Origin of the sequence: Pseudomonas sp. B20(2017), from assembly GCF_002113125.1 — a bacterium.
In the GTDB taxonomy this organism is placed as follows: Bacteria; Pseudomonadota; Gammaproteobacteria; order Pseudomonadales; family Pseudomonadaceae; genus Aquipseudomonas.
Map to the genome: position 1 here is coordinate 33,901 of NZ_NEJP01000005.1, position 17,014 is coordinate 50,914.

15 protein-coding genes are annotated in these 17,014 nt (G+C 60.0%); 5 read left to right on the plus strand and 10 right to left on the minus strand.

Annotated features, from left to right (window positions below):
• The first annotated feature begins 18 nt into the window (after nucleotides 1–18).
• Nucleotides 19–1,167 carry an efflux RND transporter periplasmic adaptor subunit gene (locus tag CAF63_RS08750; protein WP_085684468.1) on the plus strand — a complete coding sequence of 383 codons (1,149 nt, stop codon included), beginning with the start codon at nucleotides 19–21 and terminating at the stop codon, nucleotides 1,165–1,167.
• Nucleotides 1,168–1,180: 13 nt separating this feature from the next.
• Nucleotides 1,181–4,210, plus strand: a complete 3,030-nt coding sequence (locus CAF63_RS08755) for a multidrug efflux RND transporter permease subunit (protein ID WP_085684470.1) — start codon at nucleotides 1,181–1,183, stop codon at nucleotides 4,208–4,210.
• An 84-nt stretch (nucleotides 4,211–4,294) separates the two neighbouring features.
• Here the strand turns inward: CAF63_RS08755 and CAF63_RS08760 are convergent, their stop codons facing one another.
• The 5 genes from CAF63_RS08760 to colR all read right to left on the minus strand — a co-directional run bounded on the left by CAF63_RS08760 (nucleotide 4,295) and on the right by colR (nucleotide 8,019).
• Nucleotides 4,295–4,522 carry a hypothetical protein gene (locus CAF63_RS08760; RefSeq protein ID WP_011335717.1) on the minus strand — a complete coding sequence of 76 codons (228 nt, stop codon included), beginning with the start codon at nucleotides 4,520–4,522 and terminating at the stop codon, nucleotides 4,295–4,297.
• Nucleotides 4,523–4,524: 2 nt separating this feature from the next.
• A complete protein-coding gene (locus tag CAF63_RS08765) occupies nucleotides 4,525–5,238 on the minus strand; it encodes a lipopolysaccharide kinase InaA family protein (RefSeq protein ID WP_085684472.1) in 714 nt (237 codons plus the stop codon).
• A 4-nt stretch (nucleotides 5,239–5,242) separates the two neighbouring features.
• Nucleotides 5,243–5,911 (minus strand): class I SAM-dependent methyltransferase, encoded by a 669-nt coding sequence (locus tag CAF63_RS08770; RefSeq protein ID WP_085684474.1) that lies wholly within the window; start codon nucleotides 5,909–5,911, stop codon nucleotides 5,243–5,245.
• Between the two features lie 160 nt (nucleotides 5,912–6,071).
• A complete protein-coding gene (locus CAF63_RS08775; RefSeq protein ID WP_085684476.1) occupies nucleotides 6,072–7,346 on the minus strand; it encodes a HAMP domain-containing sensor histidine kinase in 1,275 nt (424 codons plus the stop codon).
• Nucleotides 7,336–8,019: a two-component system response regulator ColR gene (gene colR, locus CAF63_RS08780; protein ID WP_085684478.1), complete on the minus strand. Its 684-nt coding sequence runs from the start codon at nucleotides 8,017–8,019 to the stop codon at nucleotides 7,336–7,338. Before colR ends, CAF63_RS08775 begins: the two co-directional genes overlap by 11 nt.
• Nucleotides 8,020–8,237: 218 nt before the next feature.
• On the opposite strand from colR, the gene CAF63_RS08785 reads away from it, so the two are divergent.
• Nucleotides 8,238–8,981, plus strand: a complete 744-nt coding sequence (locus CAF63_RS08785; protein ID WP_085684480.1) for a phosphatase PAP2 family protein — start codon at nucleotides 8,238–8,240, stop codon at nucleotides 8,979–8,981.
• A gap of 75 nt (nucleotides 8,982–9,056) precedes the next feature.
• Here the strand turns inward: CAF63_RS08785 and groL are convergent, their stop codons facing one another.
• From groL to CAF63_RS08805, 4 genes are all read right to left on the minus strand, one after another.
• Entirely contained in the window at nucleotides 9,057–10,700 is a 1,644-nt protein-coding gene (groL, locus tag CAF63_RS08790) for a chaperonin GroEL (RefSeq protein WP_085684482.1), read from the minus strand.
• A 51-nt stretch (nucleotides 10,701–10,751) separates the two neighbouring features.
• A complete protein-coding gene (locus CAF63_RS08795) occupies nucleotides 10,752–11,045 on the minus strand; it encodes a co-chaperone GroES (RefSeq protein WP_007916610.1) in 294 nt (97 codons plus the stop codon).
• Between the two features lie 259 nt (nucleotides 11,046–11,304).
• Nucleotides 11,305–11,781 carry an FxsA family protein gene (locus CAF63_RS08800; RefSeq protein WP_085684484.1) on the minus strand — a complete coding sequence of 159 codons (477 nt, stop codon included), beginning with the start codon at nucleotides 11,779–11,781 and terminating at the stop codon, nucleotides 11,305–11,307.
• 65 nt (nucleotides 11,782–11,846) lie between these two features.
• On the minus strand, nucleotides 11,847–12,578 hold the full coding sequence (locus tag CAF63_RS08805) for a HugZ family protein (RefSeq protein ID WP_085684486.1): 732 nt from the start codon (nucleotides 12,576–12,578) through the stop codon (nucleotides 11,847–11,849).
• Nucleotides 12,579–12,744: 166 nt separating this feature from the next.
• Between CAF63_RS08805 and CAF63_RS08810 the strand changes: the two genes are divergently transcribed.
• The gene (locus tag CAF63_RS08810) at nucleotides 12,745–13,503 is read left to right on the plus strand and encodes an SDR family oxidoreductase (protein WP_011335726.1); all 759 of its coding nucleotides are present in this window, start codon (nucleotides 12,745–12,747) and stop codon (nucleotides 13,501–13,503) included.
• A gap of 129 nt (nucleotides 13,504–13,632) precedes the next feature.
• Here the strand turns inward: CAF63_RS08810 and apbC are convergent, their stop codons facing one another.
• A complete protein-coding gene (gene apbC, locus CAF63_RS08815) occupies nucleotides 13,633–14,727 on the minus strand; it encodes an iron-sulfur cluster carrier protein ApbC (RefSeq protein ID WP_064383825.1) in 1,095 nt (364 codons plus the stop codon).
• 155 nt (nucleotides 14,728–14,882) lie between these two features.
• Between apbC and metG the strand changes: the two genes are divergently transcribed.
• The gene (gene metG, locus CAF63_RS08820; RefSeq protein ID WP_085684488.1) at nucleotides 14,883–16,934 is read left to right on the plus strand and encodes a methionine--tRNA ligase; all 2,052 of its coding nucleotides are present in this window, start codon (nucleotides 14,883–14,885) and stop codon (nucleotides 16,932–16,934) included.
• Nucleotides 16,935–17,014 lie beyond the last annotated feature (80 nt).

Sequence of the window (17,014 nt, forward strand, 5' to 3'; positions counted from 1 at the left end):
CTCCAAGGAACTGGAAATATGCTGCGTCGCCGCATGCTGATCATGTTGGGTGTTGTACTGCTGATCGTTCTGCTTCTCGCCGGTTACAAGGCCTTCTCGATCTATACGATGATCCAGGGCTTTTCGAAACCGAAGCCGCCGATCAGCGTCGCCGTGGCCACGGCCGTCGAGCGCCCGTGGCAGATGCGCCTGCCCACCGTCGGCACGCTGAAGGCATTGCAAGGCGTCGACCTGAGTCTGGAGAACGCCGGCACCGTCACCGAGCTGAAATTCGAATCGGGGCAGAAGGTCAAGGCCGGCCAGCCCTTGCTGCAACTGGACAGCGCCGTCGAAGCCGCCTTCCTGGAAACCGCCAAGGCCGATCTCGGCCTCGCGCAGCTGGATTACGGTCGCGGCAGCCAACTCGTCGGCAGCAGCGCCATCTCCAAAGGCGAATTCGACCGGCTCTCGGCGCAGTTGCAAAAGAACAAGGCCACGGTCAATCAACTCAACGCAGCGCTGGCCAAAAAACGCATCGTCGCGCCCTTCAGCGGCACCATCGGCATCCGCCTCGTCGACATCGGCGACTACCTCGCCAGCGGCACCAAGATCGCCACCCTGCAGGATCTGAGCAGCCTCTACGCCGACTTCTATGTGCCCGAACAGTCAGTGCCGAAACTGGCCATCGGTCAGCCGGTACAGATTACGGTCGCGGCGTATCCCGGCCAGAACTTCACCGGCACCATCACGGCGATCAACCCGATCGTCGAAAGCACCACCCGCAACATTCTGGTTCGCGCCACCCTGGCCAACCCCGACGGCAAGTTGCTGCCGGGCATGTTCACCAGCGTCGAGGTGCTGCTGCCAGACCCGCAGAAACACATCGTGGTCCCGGAAAGCGCGATCACCTACACCCTCTACGGCAACTCGACGTACGTGGTCACCCAGAAGAAAGCCGAAGACGGCACCGTCGAAAAGGACGACAAGGGCCAGCCTGTGCTGATCGCCGAACGTCGGTTCGTCGAGACCGGTGAACGCCGCGATGGCCAGGTAATGATCAACAAGGGCGTGCAGAGCGGCGAACAGGTGGTGACAGCCGGCCAGATCAAACTGGACAACGGCGCCCACATTGCCATCAGCGACGACAAGACCCTCGGCGAGCAGAACAGTCCGCCCCGCGCCGACTGATCAAGGAAACCCCATGGCTTTTACCGATCCGTTCATCCGCCGCCCGGTGCTCGCCACCGTGGTCAGCCTGCTGATTGTGCTGCTGGGCTTCCAGGCCTGGAGCAAACTGCCGCTGCGCCAATACCCGCAAATGGAAAACGCCCTGATCACGGTGACCACCGCGTACCCCGGGGCCAACGCCGAAACCATCCAGGGCTACATCACCCAGCCGATGCAACAGAGCCTGGCCAGCGCCGAAGGCATCGACTACATGACCTCGGTCAGTCGCCAGAACTTCTCGGTGATTTCGATCTACGCGCGCATTGGCTCCAACAGCGACCGCTTGTTCACCGAACTGCTGGCCAAGGCCAACGAGGTAAAAAACAAACTGCCGCAAGATGCCGAAGACCCGGTGCTGAGCAAGGAAGCCGCCGACGCCTCGGCGCTGATGTACATCAGCTTCTTCAGCAAAGAGCTGAACAACCCACAGATCACCGACTACCTGTCGCGGGTGATCCAGCCGAAACTGGCGACCCTGCCGGGCATGGCCGAGGCGGAGATTCTCGGTAACCAGGTGTTCGCCATGCGCCTGTGGATCGACCCGGTAAAACTGGCCGGCTTCGGCCTCAGCGCCAGCGACGTGACCAACGCCGTGCGCCAGTACAACTTCCTCTCCGCCGCCGGCGAAGTGAAAGGCGAGTACGTGGTCACCAGCATCAACGCCAACACCGAACTGAAGTCCGCCGAAGCCTTCGGCAAGATCCCGCTCAAGGTCAGTGGCGACAGCCGGGTGTTGCTCAGCGATGTGGCGCGGGTCGAGATGGGCGCGGAAAACTACAACTCGATCAGTTCGTTCGGCGGCACGCCTTCGGTGTACATCGGGATCAAGGCCACGCCCGGGGCCAACCCGCTGGAAGTGATCAAGGAAGTGCGCAAGATCATGCCGGAGCTGGAAGCCCAGTTGCCGCCCAACCTCAAGAGCGAGATCGCCTACGACGCCACGCTGTTCATCCAGGCCTCAATCGACGAAGTGGTGAAAACCCTGTTCGAAGCGGTGCTGATCGTGATCGTGGTGGTGTTCCTGTTCCTTGGTGCGCTGCGTTCAGTGGTCATTCCAGTGGTGACCATTCCGCTGTCGATGATCGGCGTGATGTTCTTCATGCAGATGATGGGCTACTCGATCAACCTGCTGACGCTGCTGGCGATGGTGCTGGCTATCGGGCTGGTGGTGGATGACGCGATTGTGGTGGTGGAAAACATTCACCGGCACATAGAGGAAGGCAAGACACCGCTGGACGCCGCGCTCGAAGGCGCCCGGGAAATCGCCATGCCGGTGGTGTCGATGACCATCACCCTGGCGGCGGTGTACGCCCCGATCGGTTTCCTCACCGGGCTGACCGGGGCGCTGTTCAAGGAGTTCGCGTTGACCCTGGCCGGCGCAGTGGTGATATCCGGGATCGTCGCCCTGACCCTGTCGCCGATGATGTGCGCCGTACTGTTGCGCCATGACGAAAACCCCACGGGGCTGGCGCACCGCCTCGACCGGATTTTCGAAAGCCTCAAGCAGCGCTATCAGAGCATGCTGCACGGCACGCTCAATACCCGGCCGGTGGTGCTGGTGTTTGCGGTGATCGTGCTGTGCCTGATTCCGGTGCTGCTCAAGTTCACCAAATCGGAACTGGCGCCGGACGAGGACCAGGGCATCATTTTCATGATGGCCAACGCCCCGCAGCCGACCAACCTAGATTACCTGAACACCTACACCGACGAGTTCATCAAGATCTTCAAGGAGTTCCCGGAGTACTACTCCTCGTTCCAGATCAACGGCTATAACGGCGTGCAGAGTGGCATCGGAGGTTTCCTGCTCAAGCCTTGGAACGAGCGCAGTCGCACGCAAATGGAAATCCTCCCCGAAGTGCAGGGCAAACTCGAGGGCATTCCCGGCCTGCAAATTTTCGGCTTCAACTTGCCATCCCTGCCCGGCACCGGTGAAGGCCTGCCGTTCGAGTTTGTAATCAACACCGCCAATGACTACGAGCTATTGCTGCAAGTGGCCGACCGGATCAAGAAGCGTGCGATGGAGTCGGGCAAGTTCGCCTTCGTCGACCTTGACCTGGCTTTCGACAAACCGGAAGTCGTGGTCGACATCGACCGCGCCAAGGCCGCACAGATGGGCGTGTCGATGCAGGATCTGGGCGGCACCCTCGCCACCCTGCTGGGCGAAGCCGAGATCAACCGGTTCACCATCGAGGGCCGCAGCTACAAGGTTATCGCCCAGGTCGAACGAGCCTACCGCGACAACCCGGACTGGCTGAACAATTACTACGTGAAAAACACCGAGGGCGAACTGCTGCCTCTTTCGACCCTGATTACCGTGACCGACCGCGCACGACCGCGCCAACTCAACCAGTTCCAGCAACTCAATGCGGCGAAGCTGTCCGGGTTCCCGCTGGTGAGCATGGGTGAAGCCATCGACAGCGTGTTGCAGATCGCCCGGGAAGAGGCCCCGGCCGGGTTTGCCTTCGATTACGGCGGCGCCTCCCGCCAGTTTGTGCAGGAGGGCAGCGCGCTGTGGGTAACCTTCGCGTTGGCCCTGGCGATCATTTTCCTGGTGCTGGCGGCGCAGTTCGAGAGCTTCCGCGATCCACTGGTGATTCTGGTGACCGTGCCGTTGTCGATCTGCGGGGCGCTGATTCCACTGTTCCTCGGCTGGTCGAGCATGAACATCTACACCCAGGTCGGGCTGGTGACACTGATCGGACTGATCAGCAAGCACGGGATCCTGATCGTCGAGTTCGCCAACCAGTTGCGCAAGGACAAAGGCCTGACACCCCGCGAGGCGGTGGAGGAAGCGGCAGCGATTCGCCTGCGCCCGGTACTGATGACCACGGCGGCGATGGTCTTCGGCATGGTGCCGCTGATCGTGGCGACCGGCGCCGGTGCGGTCAGCCGCTTCGACATCGGGACGGTGATTGCCACGGGGATGTCGATCGGCACCCTGTTTACGCTGTTTGTCCTGCCGTGCGTTTACACCGTGCTGGCGAAACCCGATCCCAAGGCATGACGCAGTAAAAAAAGCCATGACGCAATAAAACAGGCCCCGCATCAGCGAGGCCTTTGGCTCTTGTAGAAAGAGATTTCAATCGATTCAACTCTGCGGCCTCATCCCTTGAGAAAGTCCGAACATGAACAGCAACAGATCATGATCGGGTTGTGTGGCCACGGCGGCTTTCGCCACCCGTGGCATCGGGCAATGCGGGTCGCTCGCCGAGGCGCCGATCACCTGCATGCGTGGCTGTTCCCAGGCCGCCACCGCCAATGATGCAACTGCCAAGGCTCCTACCAGAAACAAACCTCGAGCAATTTCTAGTTTCATCGCTATAAACCTTTGATAGCGCTGCCAAACGCCGTCTCGTAAAAATAGACGAGTTTTTTCCAGTCCGTCGCGCTGAACGACGAGTGGCGGCGCAATTGCTTCATGTCATGGGCGGCCGCACGATAAGCGGTCAGACGTTGACGACATTTTTCCAGATCGATCAGGGCGACTTCGACCTTGGCAGACTCGCCGTCGCCGGTGACCCGCACAAACACGTGCTTGATGTAGATGCAGCTGTGCTGCCAACGGCCCTTGTGCATGCGCGCCAGGTTTTCGGCGAGGTCCTTGAGCACGCGCTCATAGACGGCTTCGCCATATTGCTCGCGACCGCCGCCGGCTTCCCAATGCTCAAGCTCCTGAAAGCCATCGAGGGATTTGGTCACCAGCAGCGCCCGCCATTTGAACTGCGGATCGGGTTGGGCACCACAGAAAACGATTTCGGGAACCCGAACGCCGAGCCGGGAAACCCCCGTCAGCGCATCAAGCTCCCGCAACACGGTCGGCCGCCCGAACGGGTGCAGCCAGCTGCGATAGATATGTCCGGTCTGGCGTTTGGCATACAGCAGTTGGCCCTCGCGCCCCATGACTCGTTGCACACCACTTTCGCCACCACGGCGCACATTGGGTTCCTCGACCCATTCGCCGCGCTGGTTCCAGTAGTAGTCGAAGCGATCCTTGGGAGCGACTTCCGTTTCTGCTGCAAATTGCACTGCCATCCTCTTACCTCTTGCGTAATACGTAGACTCGCCACATGGCATAGAGCGGAATAAAGTCCAGTTGTTCCTGGATCCGGAATCCGGCTTCCTCGAATTCCTTTTCAACTGTTGCCGCCGGTAACACAAACCGGTTCTGGTAACCCTCCTGGCCACGCTTTTGCTCGGCGCGCTTGCGTTTCCAGGCCTTGAAATTGCCGTCCACCCACAGCGAAATGATCACGCTGTCACGGGTGACACGCTCGAATTCGCGCAGAATCGCCCGGCGGTGCTCGGCTTCGCCGATGTGATGCAGCAGTCGCATGCAGAAAATGCTGTCGACGGCGTTATCAGGCAAGGCAATGTCGAACGCAGACGTGCGCAAGGGTTGTACCCGTTTCACCACATCCGCCGGTTGTGCCTGCATCGCGGTCTTGATCATCGACTCGGAGTTGTCCGCCCCGATGATCACCCGGTTGGGTTTTTCCGCCAGCATCGGCCAGAAACGCCCCGCACCGCACGGCAGGTCGAGGACCAGTCCCGGCTCACCGACCAGGGTCAGCGCCTTGCGGGCCAGTTGCAGATCCCGCCAGTTGGACAACCGACGCCCCAGACCGTCCTGGTGTTTGCGCAGATATTTTTGCGCATGTTTGTCGTCGTACTTTTCGGAAAAATCGAGTTTGATCGGGCCGGCCATCACCAAGACTCCTGAATTACGGATGACACCACCTTAGGTAGTGCCATGTCAGTGTCAGGTCATCTCTTTGTGAAAAAAACGTCATGTAAATCGACAAACTATTTCAAGTTTATACAGGATTCAGACAGGTTGGCGGTATTCATCGTGTATTGAAAAACGTTCAGTGCTTGCCGAGATCAACTTCGAAGTGGCAGCCATTGGGCTCCATCGTGCTCAAGGTGACGCTCCAGCCCTGGTTCTCGCAAATACGCTGAACCAGTGACAGCCCCAACCCGAGACCATCGCCGCGTTTTTCGTTGCCGCGCACGAAGGGCTGGAACATGGCCTCGCGTTTTTCCTCGGGAATGCCGACACCCGAGTCCTCAACGACAAAACCGTTTTCGTTGAGCGTGAGGCGAATGAAGCCTTGCTCGGTGTAGTGCAAGGCGTTGCGCAACAAATTACCCATCACCGCGTTCAGCAGCGTGGCGTTGTAACGGGTATCGGGCGGGTTGCCCGGTTCGAAAATCAACTGCAAGCCCTTGGATTCGATGGGCTCGCGCCACAGGCACAACAGACTGTCGGCGACTTGCGCGAGGGTGTGCTGAGGCGCCGCCCCGGCGTCTTCACGCTGGGCGCGTGCCAGCATCAGAAAGGTCTGCACCAGTTCCCGCATTTCTTCGCTGGCCCGCGCAATCCGCTGGACCTGAGCACGGCCACGCTGATCGATAGCCGGATTTTCCAGCAGCAGTTCACAGGAGCTGGCCAGCACCATCAACGGCGTACGCAACTCGTGGCTCACGTCGCTGGTGAACAAACGCTCCCGCGTCAACGCCTGACGCAAACGCCCAAGCGTCGCATCGAACGCCACTGCCAGTTCGCCCACTTCATCGGCTGCGTAGTCCGGCGCCAGCGGTGGCGCCAGTCCCAGCAATTGATCGCGGTGCCGCACCTGGCGGGCCAGCCGTACCACCGGGGCCATCACCCTGCGCGCCAGCACCCAGCCAAGAAACACCGCCAGCGCCAGACTGAGGACAAAACCCACCAGCACGACGGCGAACAGTACCCGCTCGCGCTCTTCAAAATCGCTTTGGTCCTGCAGCAACACGTAGCGCCGGCCGTCGACTATTTCGACCATCGCGTGATAGGACAGCTGTTCGCGAAATACCTCGTGAAAGCCCGAATCCAGATGTCGCAGGTCCTTGGGCAGTTCGAAATCGCCCGGCCCGCCACTGAAATAAAACAACTGATCTGGCTCTGGCCGATGACTCCAGTCAGAGACATTGTCCATCAGCAACAGACGCTGCAAGTCGCCGCCCAGTCCGGCGGAAATCAGCTTCTCTTCAACCAGGTGCACGGTCGCCACGATGCCCATGGCAAATGCCCCGGCCACCAGCGCGCTCATCAACGCAAAAGCGATGATGATCCGTTGGGAAAGGCTTTGCTTAAACTCCATCGCGGCCCTCGGCCAGGCGATAACCCACGCCATGCACGGTGTGCAGCAATGGTTTGGCGAACGGTTTGTCGATGACCTGGCGCAATTGGTGAACATGACTGCGCAGGCTGTCGCTGTCCGGGCAATCGTCGCCCCATAGAGCCTCTTCGAGAATTTCCCGACGCAAGACATGCGGGCTCTTTTGCATCAGCACGGCGAGCAGTTTCAGACCGACCGGGTTCAGTTTCAGCAGCTTGCCTTCACGGGTCACTTCCAGGGTATCGAGGTCGTAGCTCAGATCAGCGACTTGCAGGGCGCGGCGTCCGCCGCCCTGTGTGCGGCGCATCACGGCTTCGACCCGTGCCGCCAGTTCGGACAAGGCGAAGGGTTTGATCAGGTAATCGTCAGCCCCGGACTTGAAGCCCTGCAAGCGATCGTCGAGCTGATCCCGCGCGGTCAGCATGATCACCGGCGTATCACGACGAGCATCTTCGCGCAGGCGCTTGCACAGGGTGTAGCCGTCAATGCCCGGCAACATGATGTCGAGCACGATCAAGTCGTAATGCTCCGTTGCCGCCAGATGCAGGCCCGACAGACCGTCCTGCGCGCAATCGACGGTATAGCCTTTGAGCCCCAGATAATCGGCCAGATTGGCCAGAATATCGCGGTTGTCTTCGACCAATAGAATTCGCATGGGCACCTCCTACGTACACAGTAACGGCCGTCATGGCCCGCGCAGCTTACGGCCAAGTGTGGCTCACGGCTAGGCGCCGGGTGGGTTGATTTGACTTAATTGCAAGGATTGCCGGACTTGACGAGTTTTTCACGAGCGGCCGACAAATCGCCGACAGAACCGGGCGCAGACTCACGCGGTTGTGCTTCTTTGCAGACCTTACCGATGAAGGAATTGCCATGGTTTCGATCTCTGCCCGCCCTGCTTCAAGGCCTTTGAATGTATGGCTTTGCCTGGGCATTCCCGCCGTCGCGGCGGTCATTCTGGTGTTGCTGGAGCTGACCGACCTGGACATGGATCTGGCCCGGCTGTTTTACGATCCGGTCGCAGGCGACTTCATCGGCCGGCACAGTTACTTTCTCGAGGACATCCTCCACGACCGCGCCAAACAAATGGTGATCGCCTTTTCGGTGTTTGCCATCCTCGGGTTCATCGGCGCGTTTTTCATCGAGCGGCTCAAACCGTTCAAGCGTGAGCTGGGCTGCCTGGTGTTGTCGCTGGGTCTGGCTACCTCGTTTGTCACGCCGGTGAAAGCGGTGACAGCGGTGCAATGCCCATGGAGCCTCGAACAGTTCGGCGGCCACGAAACCTACAGCAAACTGCTGGATCATCGCCCGCCGACCGACAAGCCCGGTCGTTGCTGGCCGGGTGGTCATGCGGCCACCGGGTTTACCTTGTTTGCGCTGTTCTTCGTGCTGCGTGACCGTCGCCCACGGCTGGCCCGTCAGGCGTTCATCTTCGCCTTCGCGCTGGGTTCGGTATTCTCGATCAGCCGGATGATGCAGGGCGCGCACTTCTTTTCCCACAACGTGTGGACGGCGATCTTTTGCTGGCTGATCTGTCTGGGTTCGTATTACTGGGTTTTGTATCGCCCGGCAACCAAGAACCAGGCCACGGCGCTGGCACAACCCGCCAACGCCTGAACCCTGAAACGCGGGCAATAAAAAAACCCGTCTGCTCACGCAGACGGGTTTTTTCGTTACCGGGGAAAGGCTGGCTTACATCATGCCGCCCATGCCACCCATGCCGCCCATGTCTGGCATACCGCCCATGGCTGGCTTGTCTTCGGCAATGTCGGCAACCATCGCTTCAGTGGTAATCATCAGGCTGGCAATCGACGAAGCCGCTTGCAGAGCCGAACGAGTCACTTTAGCCGGGTCCAAAATGCCCATTTCGATCATGTCGCCGTATTCGCCGGTAGCAGCGTTGTAACCGAAGTTACCCGAACCCTGCTTGACCTTGTCGACAACCACGCTTGGCTCGTCACCGGAGTTGGCAACGATCTGGCGCAGAGGCGCTTCGACAGCGCGACGCAGCAACTGAATACCAACGTTCTGGTCTTCGTTGTCGCCTTTCAGATCAGCAATGGCTTGCAGCGAGCGAACCAGCGCAACACCACCGCCAGGTACCACGCCTTCTTCAACGGCTGCGCGGGTTGCGTGCAGGGCGTCTTCAACGCGGGCTTTCTTCTCTTTCATTTCAACTTCGGAACCAGCGCCAACCTTGATCACCGCAACGCCGCCGGACAGTTTGGCCAGACGCTCTTGCAGTTTTTCACGGTCGTAGTCCGAAGAGGTTTCTTCGACTTGGGCGCGGATCTGTACAACGCGAGCCTGAATTTCGCCTTCGTTGCCAGCACCGTCAACAATAACGGTGGTTTCCTTGTTCAAGGTCACGCGCTTGGCGTTGCCCAGGTGTTCCAGGGTGGTGCTTTCCAGGCTCAGGCCGATCTCTTCGGAGATAACGGTACCGCCGGTCAGAACGGCGATGTCCTGCAGCATGGCCTTGCGACGGTCGCCGAAGCCTGGAGCCTTGACGGCTGCGACTTTAACGATGCCACGCATGTTGTTCACGACCAGAGTCGCCAGGGCTTCGCCTTCAACGTCTTCGGCAACGATCAGCAGCGGACGGCCGGCTTTGGCAACAGCTTCCAGCACTGGCAGCATTTCGCGGATGTTCGAGATCTTCTTGTCGACCAGCAGGATCAGCGGGCCGTCGAGCTCGGCAACCATGGTGTCCGGCTTGTTGACGAAGTACGGGGACAGGTAGCCACGGTCGAACTGCATGCCTTCTACAACCGACAGTTCGTTTTCCAGGCCCGAGCCTTCTTCGACGGTGATCACGCCTTCTTTACCGACTTTTTCCATGGCTTCGGCAATGATGTCGCCGATGGAGCTGTCGGAGTTGGCGGAAATAGTGCCGACCTGGGCGATTGCCTTGGTGTCTGCACATGGCTTGGACTGAGCTTTCAGCTCTTTGACGATGGCGATGGTCGCCTTGTCGATGCCGCGCTTCAGGTCCATCGGGTTCATGCCGGCAGCGACGGCTTTCAAGCCTTCGTTGACGATGGCCTGGGCCAGTACAGTAGCGGTGGTGGTGCCGTCGCCTGCGTCATCGTTGGCGCGCGAAGCAACGTCTTTGACCAACTGAGCGCCCATGTTTTCAAAGGCGTCTTTCAGTTCGATTTCCTTGGCAACGGAAACGCCGTCCTTGGTGATGGTCGGAGCGCCAAAGCTTTTTGCCAGGATCACGTTACGGCCTTTCGGGCCCAGGGTCGCTTTTACCGCGTCAGCCAGGACGTTTACGCCAACCAGCATTTTCTTGCGGGCGGAATCGCCGAATTTAACTTCTTTAGCAGCCATGATCGATATTCCTTGAATACTTTGTAGTAGCGGGAAAATGAACGGGGGTTATCAGCCTTCGATAACGGCGAGGATTTCGTTCTCGCTCATTACCAGCAGGTCTTCACCGTCGACTTTCACAGTGTTGCTGCCGGAGTACGGACCGAACACAACCTTGTCGCCTTCCTTCACGGACAGAGCGCGCACTTCGCCGTTTTCCAGGGCTTTGCCCGGGCCTACAGCGAGAATCACACCGTGGTTGGCCTTTTCAGCAGCCGAACCTGGCAGGACGATACCGCCAGCGGTTTTCTTTTCTTCTTCGCTGCGACGGATAACGACGCGGTCATGCAGAGGACGAAGCTTCATTGTCGATCTCTCCTAATTGTGGTTTTCATCGGCCGGTGTAGTCCCGGCGGGTTTAACAAATCCGGCCTGCGCCGGTTGCGGCTCGTCGAGCGAACCGCGGAAGTCTGTCCGGTTCAAATACCGGAAACCTTTCGGTGACCGATACATAAGGGCGCATAAGCTTATTACAAGGGCGGGGCTAAAAAAATTTCACGGTGGGTTTAATGAATTGGCCCCACAAACGAACACGGCACCCGAAGGTGCCGTGTGAGTGCAGAAGTTACTTGGTGTCGCGGTGTTCGAATTCGCCTTCGATCACATCACCTTCGCGACCCAGCGGTTGGCGCGGTGCAGGACCGCCGCGAGGTTGCAGGTCATCGGCGAACGCTCGCTGGCGCATGGCCTGCTCTTCGGCGCGCTGGCGCATTTTGTTGGCGACCAGTCGACGACTGAACGGCAACAGCAGCACCAGACCGATCACGTCGCTGATGAAGCCCGGCAGGATCAACAGACCACCGGCCAGGGCCAGCATCAGGCCTTCGAGCATGGTTTGCGCAGGCAGTTCGCCGCGGTTCAGGCTTTCACGGGCACGCAGTGCGGTGGCCAGCCCGGCGACGCGCAGCACGAATACGCCGAACATCGAGCCGAGAATGATCAGCAGCAGGGCTGGGAAAAATCCGATCGAACCTGCCACTTTGACGAATACGAACAGCTCCAACACCGGGAACAGCAGAAAGAGCAACAAAAAAGGGCGCATCAAAGTTTCCTCAACGCAAGAAATGCCTTGCAGTAAGCCTTAGATGACGTCGCCCTTTCGTGAATTCAAGCGTCGGCCACCGCATTTTTTGGCCAGACCTCGGCGTGAGCCAGAGAAACCAAGGCCTCGCGCACTTGTATCGGCGTATGACAAGGTGCTTGAAACGGCAGCCAGTACAGCGCCTGACCGATGCGCAGGTGCATGCCTTCGGTGTCGATCCCGGCCAGTTGCGCCGGTACGGTTTTCGGCAGACCGGCGAGGTCGACGTAATGGGCGATGGCCTTGGCGTGGTCGCTGTTCATGTGCTCGACCATGCTGATTTCGGCCTTGCCGGCGAACGGGTTGGCCAGGGTCAGGTGATCGACCCAATGGATCGCGCCAAAACCGCCGATGTAGCGATGGCGCACCGGTTTGAGCACCCAGAAATCGAAATCGTGGGCTTTGTGGTAATTCTGCGAATCGGGGAAATAACGGTAGTAGCGCTCGGCGGCGGCTTCGATCGCTGCGGCGTCTTCGAGTTTTTGCGCCTCGGCCAGATAGGTCAGGCGACCAACGGCTTGCACATCATCGGCCTCGCGCTCGCCCACCAGCAGCGAACATTTCGGGTCCTTCTGCAGGTTGTGGGTGTGCTGGGCGATGCGGCTGATCAGGATCAGCGGCCGGCCCTGCTCGTCCAGGCAGTAAGGAACCACGGAGCCGAACGGGAAACCGGGCATCGATTTGGAGTGGGTCGACAATACGCCACGGTATTCCTTGAGAAGCAATTCTCGGGCATTCTTGGCCGCTTCAACGCTCAATTTATGACTCCTTAAATAGAATCCGTCGAAAAAACGGACGGGCGATCGGGATCAAGTCCCGGTTACGCCATCGGGCAATTCTCATGTGCAACCAGTCCCCGGCCGGTGCGGATCGAGAGGCGCTCTATAAGGAACACCACTCAGACCTGCTCTCGGGGGCATGCGAATGCAACTCAACGACAAAGTAATCATTATCACTGGCGGTTGCCAAGGCTTGGGCCGCTCGATGGCCGAGTATTTCGCAGGCAAGGGCGCGAAGCTGGCGCTGGTCGACCTGAACCAGGAAAAACTCGATGACGCCGTCGCGGCCTGCAAGGCCAAGGGTGTCGAGGCGCGCAGCTATCTGTGCAACGTCGCCAACGAAGAGCAGGTGACGCACATGGTTGCCCAGGTCGCCGAAGACTTCGGCGCAATCCACGGCCTGATCAACAATGCCGGGATTCTGCGCGACGGCCTGCTGCTCAAGGTCAAGGACGGCGAGATGACTAAGATGAGCCTGGCCCAGTGGCAGGCGGTGATCGATGTCAACCTGACCGGCGTGTTCCTCTGCACCCGTGAAGTCGCGGCGAAAATGGTCGAGCTGAAGAACAGCGGCGCGATCATCAACATCTCGTCGATCTCCCGCGCGGGCAACGTCGGCCAGACCAACTACTCCGCCGCCAAGGCTGGCGTCGCTGCGGCGACCGTGACCTGGGCCAAGGAGCTGGCGCGCTACGGCATTCGCGTGGCCGGCATTGCACCGGGCTTCATCGAAACCGAGATGACCCTGGGCATGAAACCCGAAGCGCTGGAGAAAATGACTTCTGGCATTCCGCTCAAGCGCATGGGCAAGCCGGAAGAGATCGCCCACTCGGCGGCGTACATCTTCGAGAACGACTACTACACCGGCCGGATTCTGGAGATGGACGGCGGGTTGCGCATTTAAGCCCTGCCACAAACTCTGTGGGAGCGAGCTTGCTCGCGATAGCGGTACAACAGTCACCATCAATAGTGAATGTCATGGCCTTATCGCGAGCAAGCTCGCTCCCACAGTTTTTTTAGCGCCGCGGCAAAATCAATCGTCGCTGATGGTGATGTTCGGCATCGCCGGCGAGGCTGCTTCCTGCAATACGATCCGCGCGCCGACATGGCGAGCCAGTTCCTGGTAAACCATGGCGATCTGGCTGTCCGGCTCGGAAATCACCGTCGGTTTGCCGCCATCGGCCTGTTCGCGGATCAGCATCGACAGCGGCAACGAGGCCAGCAGCTCGACGCCGAACTGGGTCGCCAGCTTCTCGCCACCGCCCTCACCGAACAGATGCTCGGCATGACCGCAGTTCGAGCAGATGTGCACGGCCATGTTTTCCACCACGCCCAGCACCGGAATGTTGACCTTGCGGAACATCTCCACGCCCTTGCGCGCGTCGAGCAGCGCCAGATCCTGCGGTGTGGTGACGATCACGGCGCCAGCCACCGGGACTTTCTGCGCCAGGGTCAGCTGGATGTCGCCAGTGCCTGGCGGCATGTCGATCACCAGATAGTCCAGGTCGCCCCACGCCGTTTGCGTGACCAGTTGCAGCAGCGCGCCGGACACCATCGGCCCACGCCAGACCATCGGCGTGTTGTCGTCGGTCAGGAACGCCATCGACATCACTTCCACCCCATGGGCCTGCAGCGGCACGAACCATTTCTGATCCTTGACCTGCGGACGGGTGCCCTCGGGGATGCCGAACATGATGCCCTGGCTCGGGCCGTAGATGTCGGCGTCGAGAATCCCGACCTTCGCACCTTCGCGAGCCAATGCCAGCGCCAGGTTCGCGGCGGTGGTGGATTTGCCCACACCGCCCTTGCCCGACGCCACGGCGACCACGTTCTTGACGTTGGCCAGCCCCGGAATCTGCGCCTGGGCCTTGTGCGCGGCGATCACGCTGTTGACCTCGACCTTGGCAGTCACCACGCCGTCGAGGTTTTCGATGGCCAGTTGCAGCAATTGCGCCCAGCCGCTCTTGAACAGACCGGCGGCATAACCGATTTCCAGCTGCACGCTAACGCGATCGCCGGTGATTTCGATGTTGCGCACGCAACCGGCGCTGACCGGATCCTGGTTCAGATAAGGGTCGGTGTATTGGCTGAGGACGGCTTCCACCGCTGCGCGAGTGACGGCGCTCATGGGCAACTCCGATAACAAGACTGAGAAAAGATGGCGGGTATCCTACCCCTTCTGTCCTCCGCACGGCATGTCCGGCAACGATTTGCAGAGGTGAAATATCTTTCCCGGCGCTTTATAGTGGCCGACCTCCGTTTCATCAAGTAGCGAAGCCCCACATGTCCGAACCACGCAAGATTCTCGTCACCAGCGCCCTGCCCTACGCCAACGGTTCGATCCACCTTGGCCATATGCTGGAATACATCCAGACCGATATGTGGGTGCGCTTCCAGAAGCATCGCGGCAATCAGTGCATTTATGTCTGCGCCGACGACGCCCACGGTTCGGCGATCATGCTGCGCGCGGAAAAGGAAGGCATCACCCCGGAACAACTGATCGCCAACGTCCAGGCTGAACACAGCGCCGACTTTGCCGACTTCCTGGTGGACTTCGACAATTTCCACTCCACTCACGCCGAAGAAAATCGTGAGCTGTCGAGCCAGATCTACCTGAAGCTGCGTGACGCCGGGCACATCGCCCAACGTTCGATCACCCAGTATTTCGACCCGGAAAAGAAAATGTTCCTGGCCGACCGCTTCATCAAGGGCACCTGCCCGAAATGCGGCACCGAAGACCAGTACGGCGACAACTGCGAAAAATGCGGTGCGACCTACGCGCCGACCGACCTGAAGGATCCGAAGTCGGCGATCTCCGGCGCCACCCCGGTGCTCAAGGATTCCCAGCACTTCTTCTTCAAGCTGCCGGACTTCCAGGAAATGCTGCAGGCCTGGACTCGCAGCGGCACCCTGCAGGACGCCGTGGCCAACAAGATCGCCGAATGGCTGGACGCCGGCCTGCAACAGTGGGATATCTCCCGCGATGCGCCGTACTTCGGCTTCGAGATCCCCGGCGAGCCGGGCAAGTATTTCTACGTGTGGCTGGACGCGCCGATCGGCTACATGGCCAGCTTCAAGAACCTCTGCAACCGCACGCCGGAGCTGGACTTCGACGCGTTCTGGGGCAAGGACTCCACCGCCGAGCTTTATCACTTCATCGGCAAGGACATCGTCAACTTCCACGCCCTGTTCTGGCCGGCAATGCTTGAAGGCGCGGGTTTCCGCAAGCCGACCGGGATCAACGTGCACGGCTACCTGACCGTCAACGGTCAGAAGATGTCCAAGTCCCGCGGCACCTTCATCAAGGCCCGTACCTACCTGGATCACCTGTCGCCGGAATACCTGCGCTACTACTACGCGGCCAAGCTGGGCCGTGGCGTGGACGACCTCGACCTGAACCTCGAAGACTTCGTGCAGAAGGTCAACTCCGACCTGGTCGGCAAAGTCGTGAACATCGCCAGCCGTTGCGCCGGTTTCATCCAGAAGGGCAACGCCGGTCTGCTGGTGGACACCAACGCCGCACCGGAACTGACCGAAGCATTCCTGGCTGCCGCGCCGAGCATCGCCGACGCCTATGAAGCCCGCGACTTCGCCCGTGCCATGCGCGAAACCATGGCTTTGGCCGACCGCGCCAACGCCTGGATCGCCGACAAGGCGCCATGGTCGCTGAACAAGCAGGAAGGCAAGCAGGATGAAGTCCAGGCGGTCTGCGCCACGGCGATCAACCTGTTCCGTCAGTTGGTGATCTTCCTCAAACCGGTGCTGCCAGTGCTGGCCGCCGATGCCGAGGCGTTCCTCAACGTCGCTCCGCTGACCTGGAACGACCACACCACGCTGCTGGCCAACCACCAGTTGAACGAATTCAAACCGTTGATGACCCGCATCGACCCGGTAAAAGTGCAAGCCATGACCGACGCCTCGAAAGAAGACCTGACCGCCAGCCAGACCGACACCGGCGCCGCCGCGCCTGCCGGCAACGGCGAGCTGGCCAAGGATCCGCTGTCGCCGGAAATCGACTTCGATACCTTTGCCGCCGTCGACCTGCGCGTCGCGCTGATCGTCAAGGCCGAACACGTTGAAGGGGCGGACAAGCTGCTGCGTCTGACCCTGGATATCGGTGACGAACAACGCAACGTGTTCTCCGGGATCAAGAGCGCTTACCCGGATCCGTCCAAGCTCGACGGTCGCCTGACCATGATGATCGCCAACCTCAAGCCACGGAAAATGAAGTTCGGCATTTCCGAAGGCATGGTGATGGCAGCCGGCCCTGGCGGTGAAGAAATCTACCTGCTGAGTCCGGACAGCGGCGCCAAGCCGGGTCAGCGCATCAAGTAAGGTTCTGCCCAGATCGATCCCACAGGCGTGCTCCGTGCGCCTGTGGGATTTTTCATATCTGGCCCGCGCTCCACGGCTGC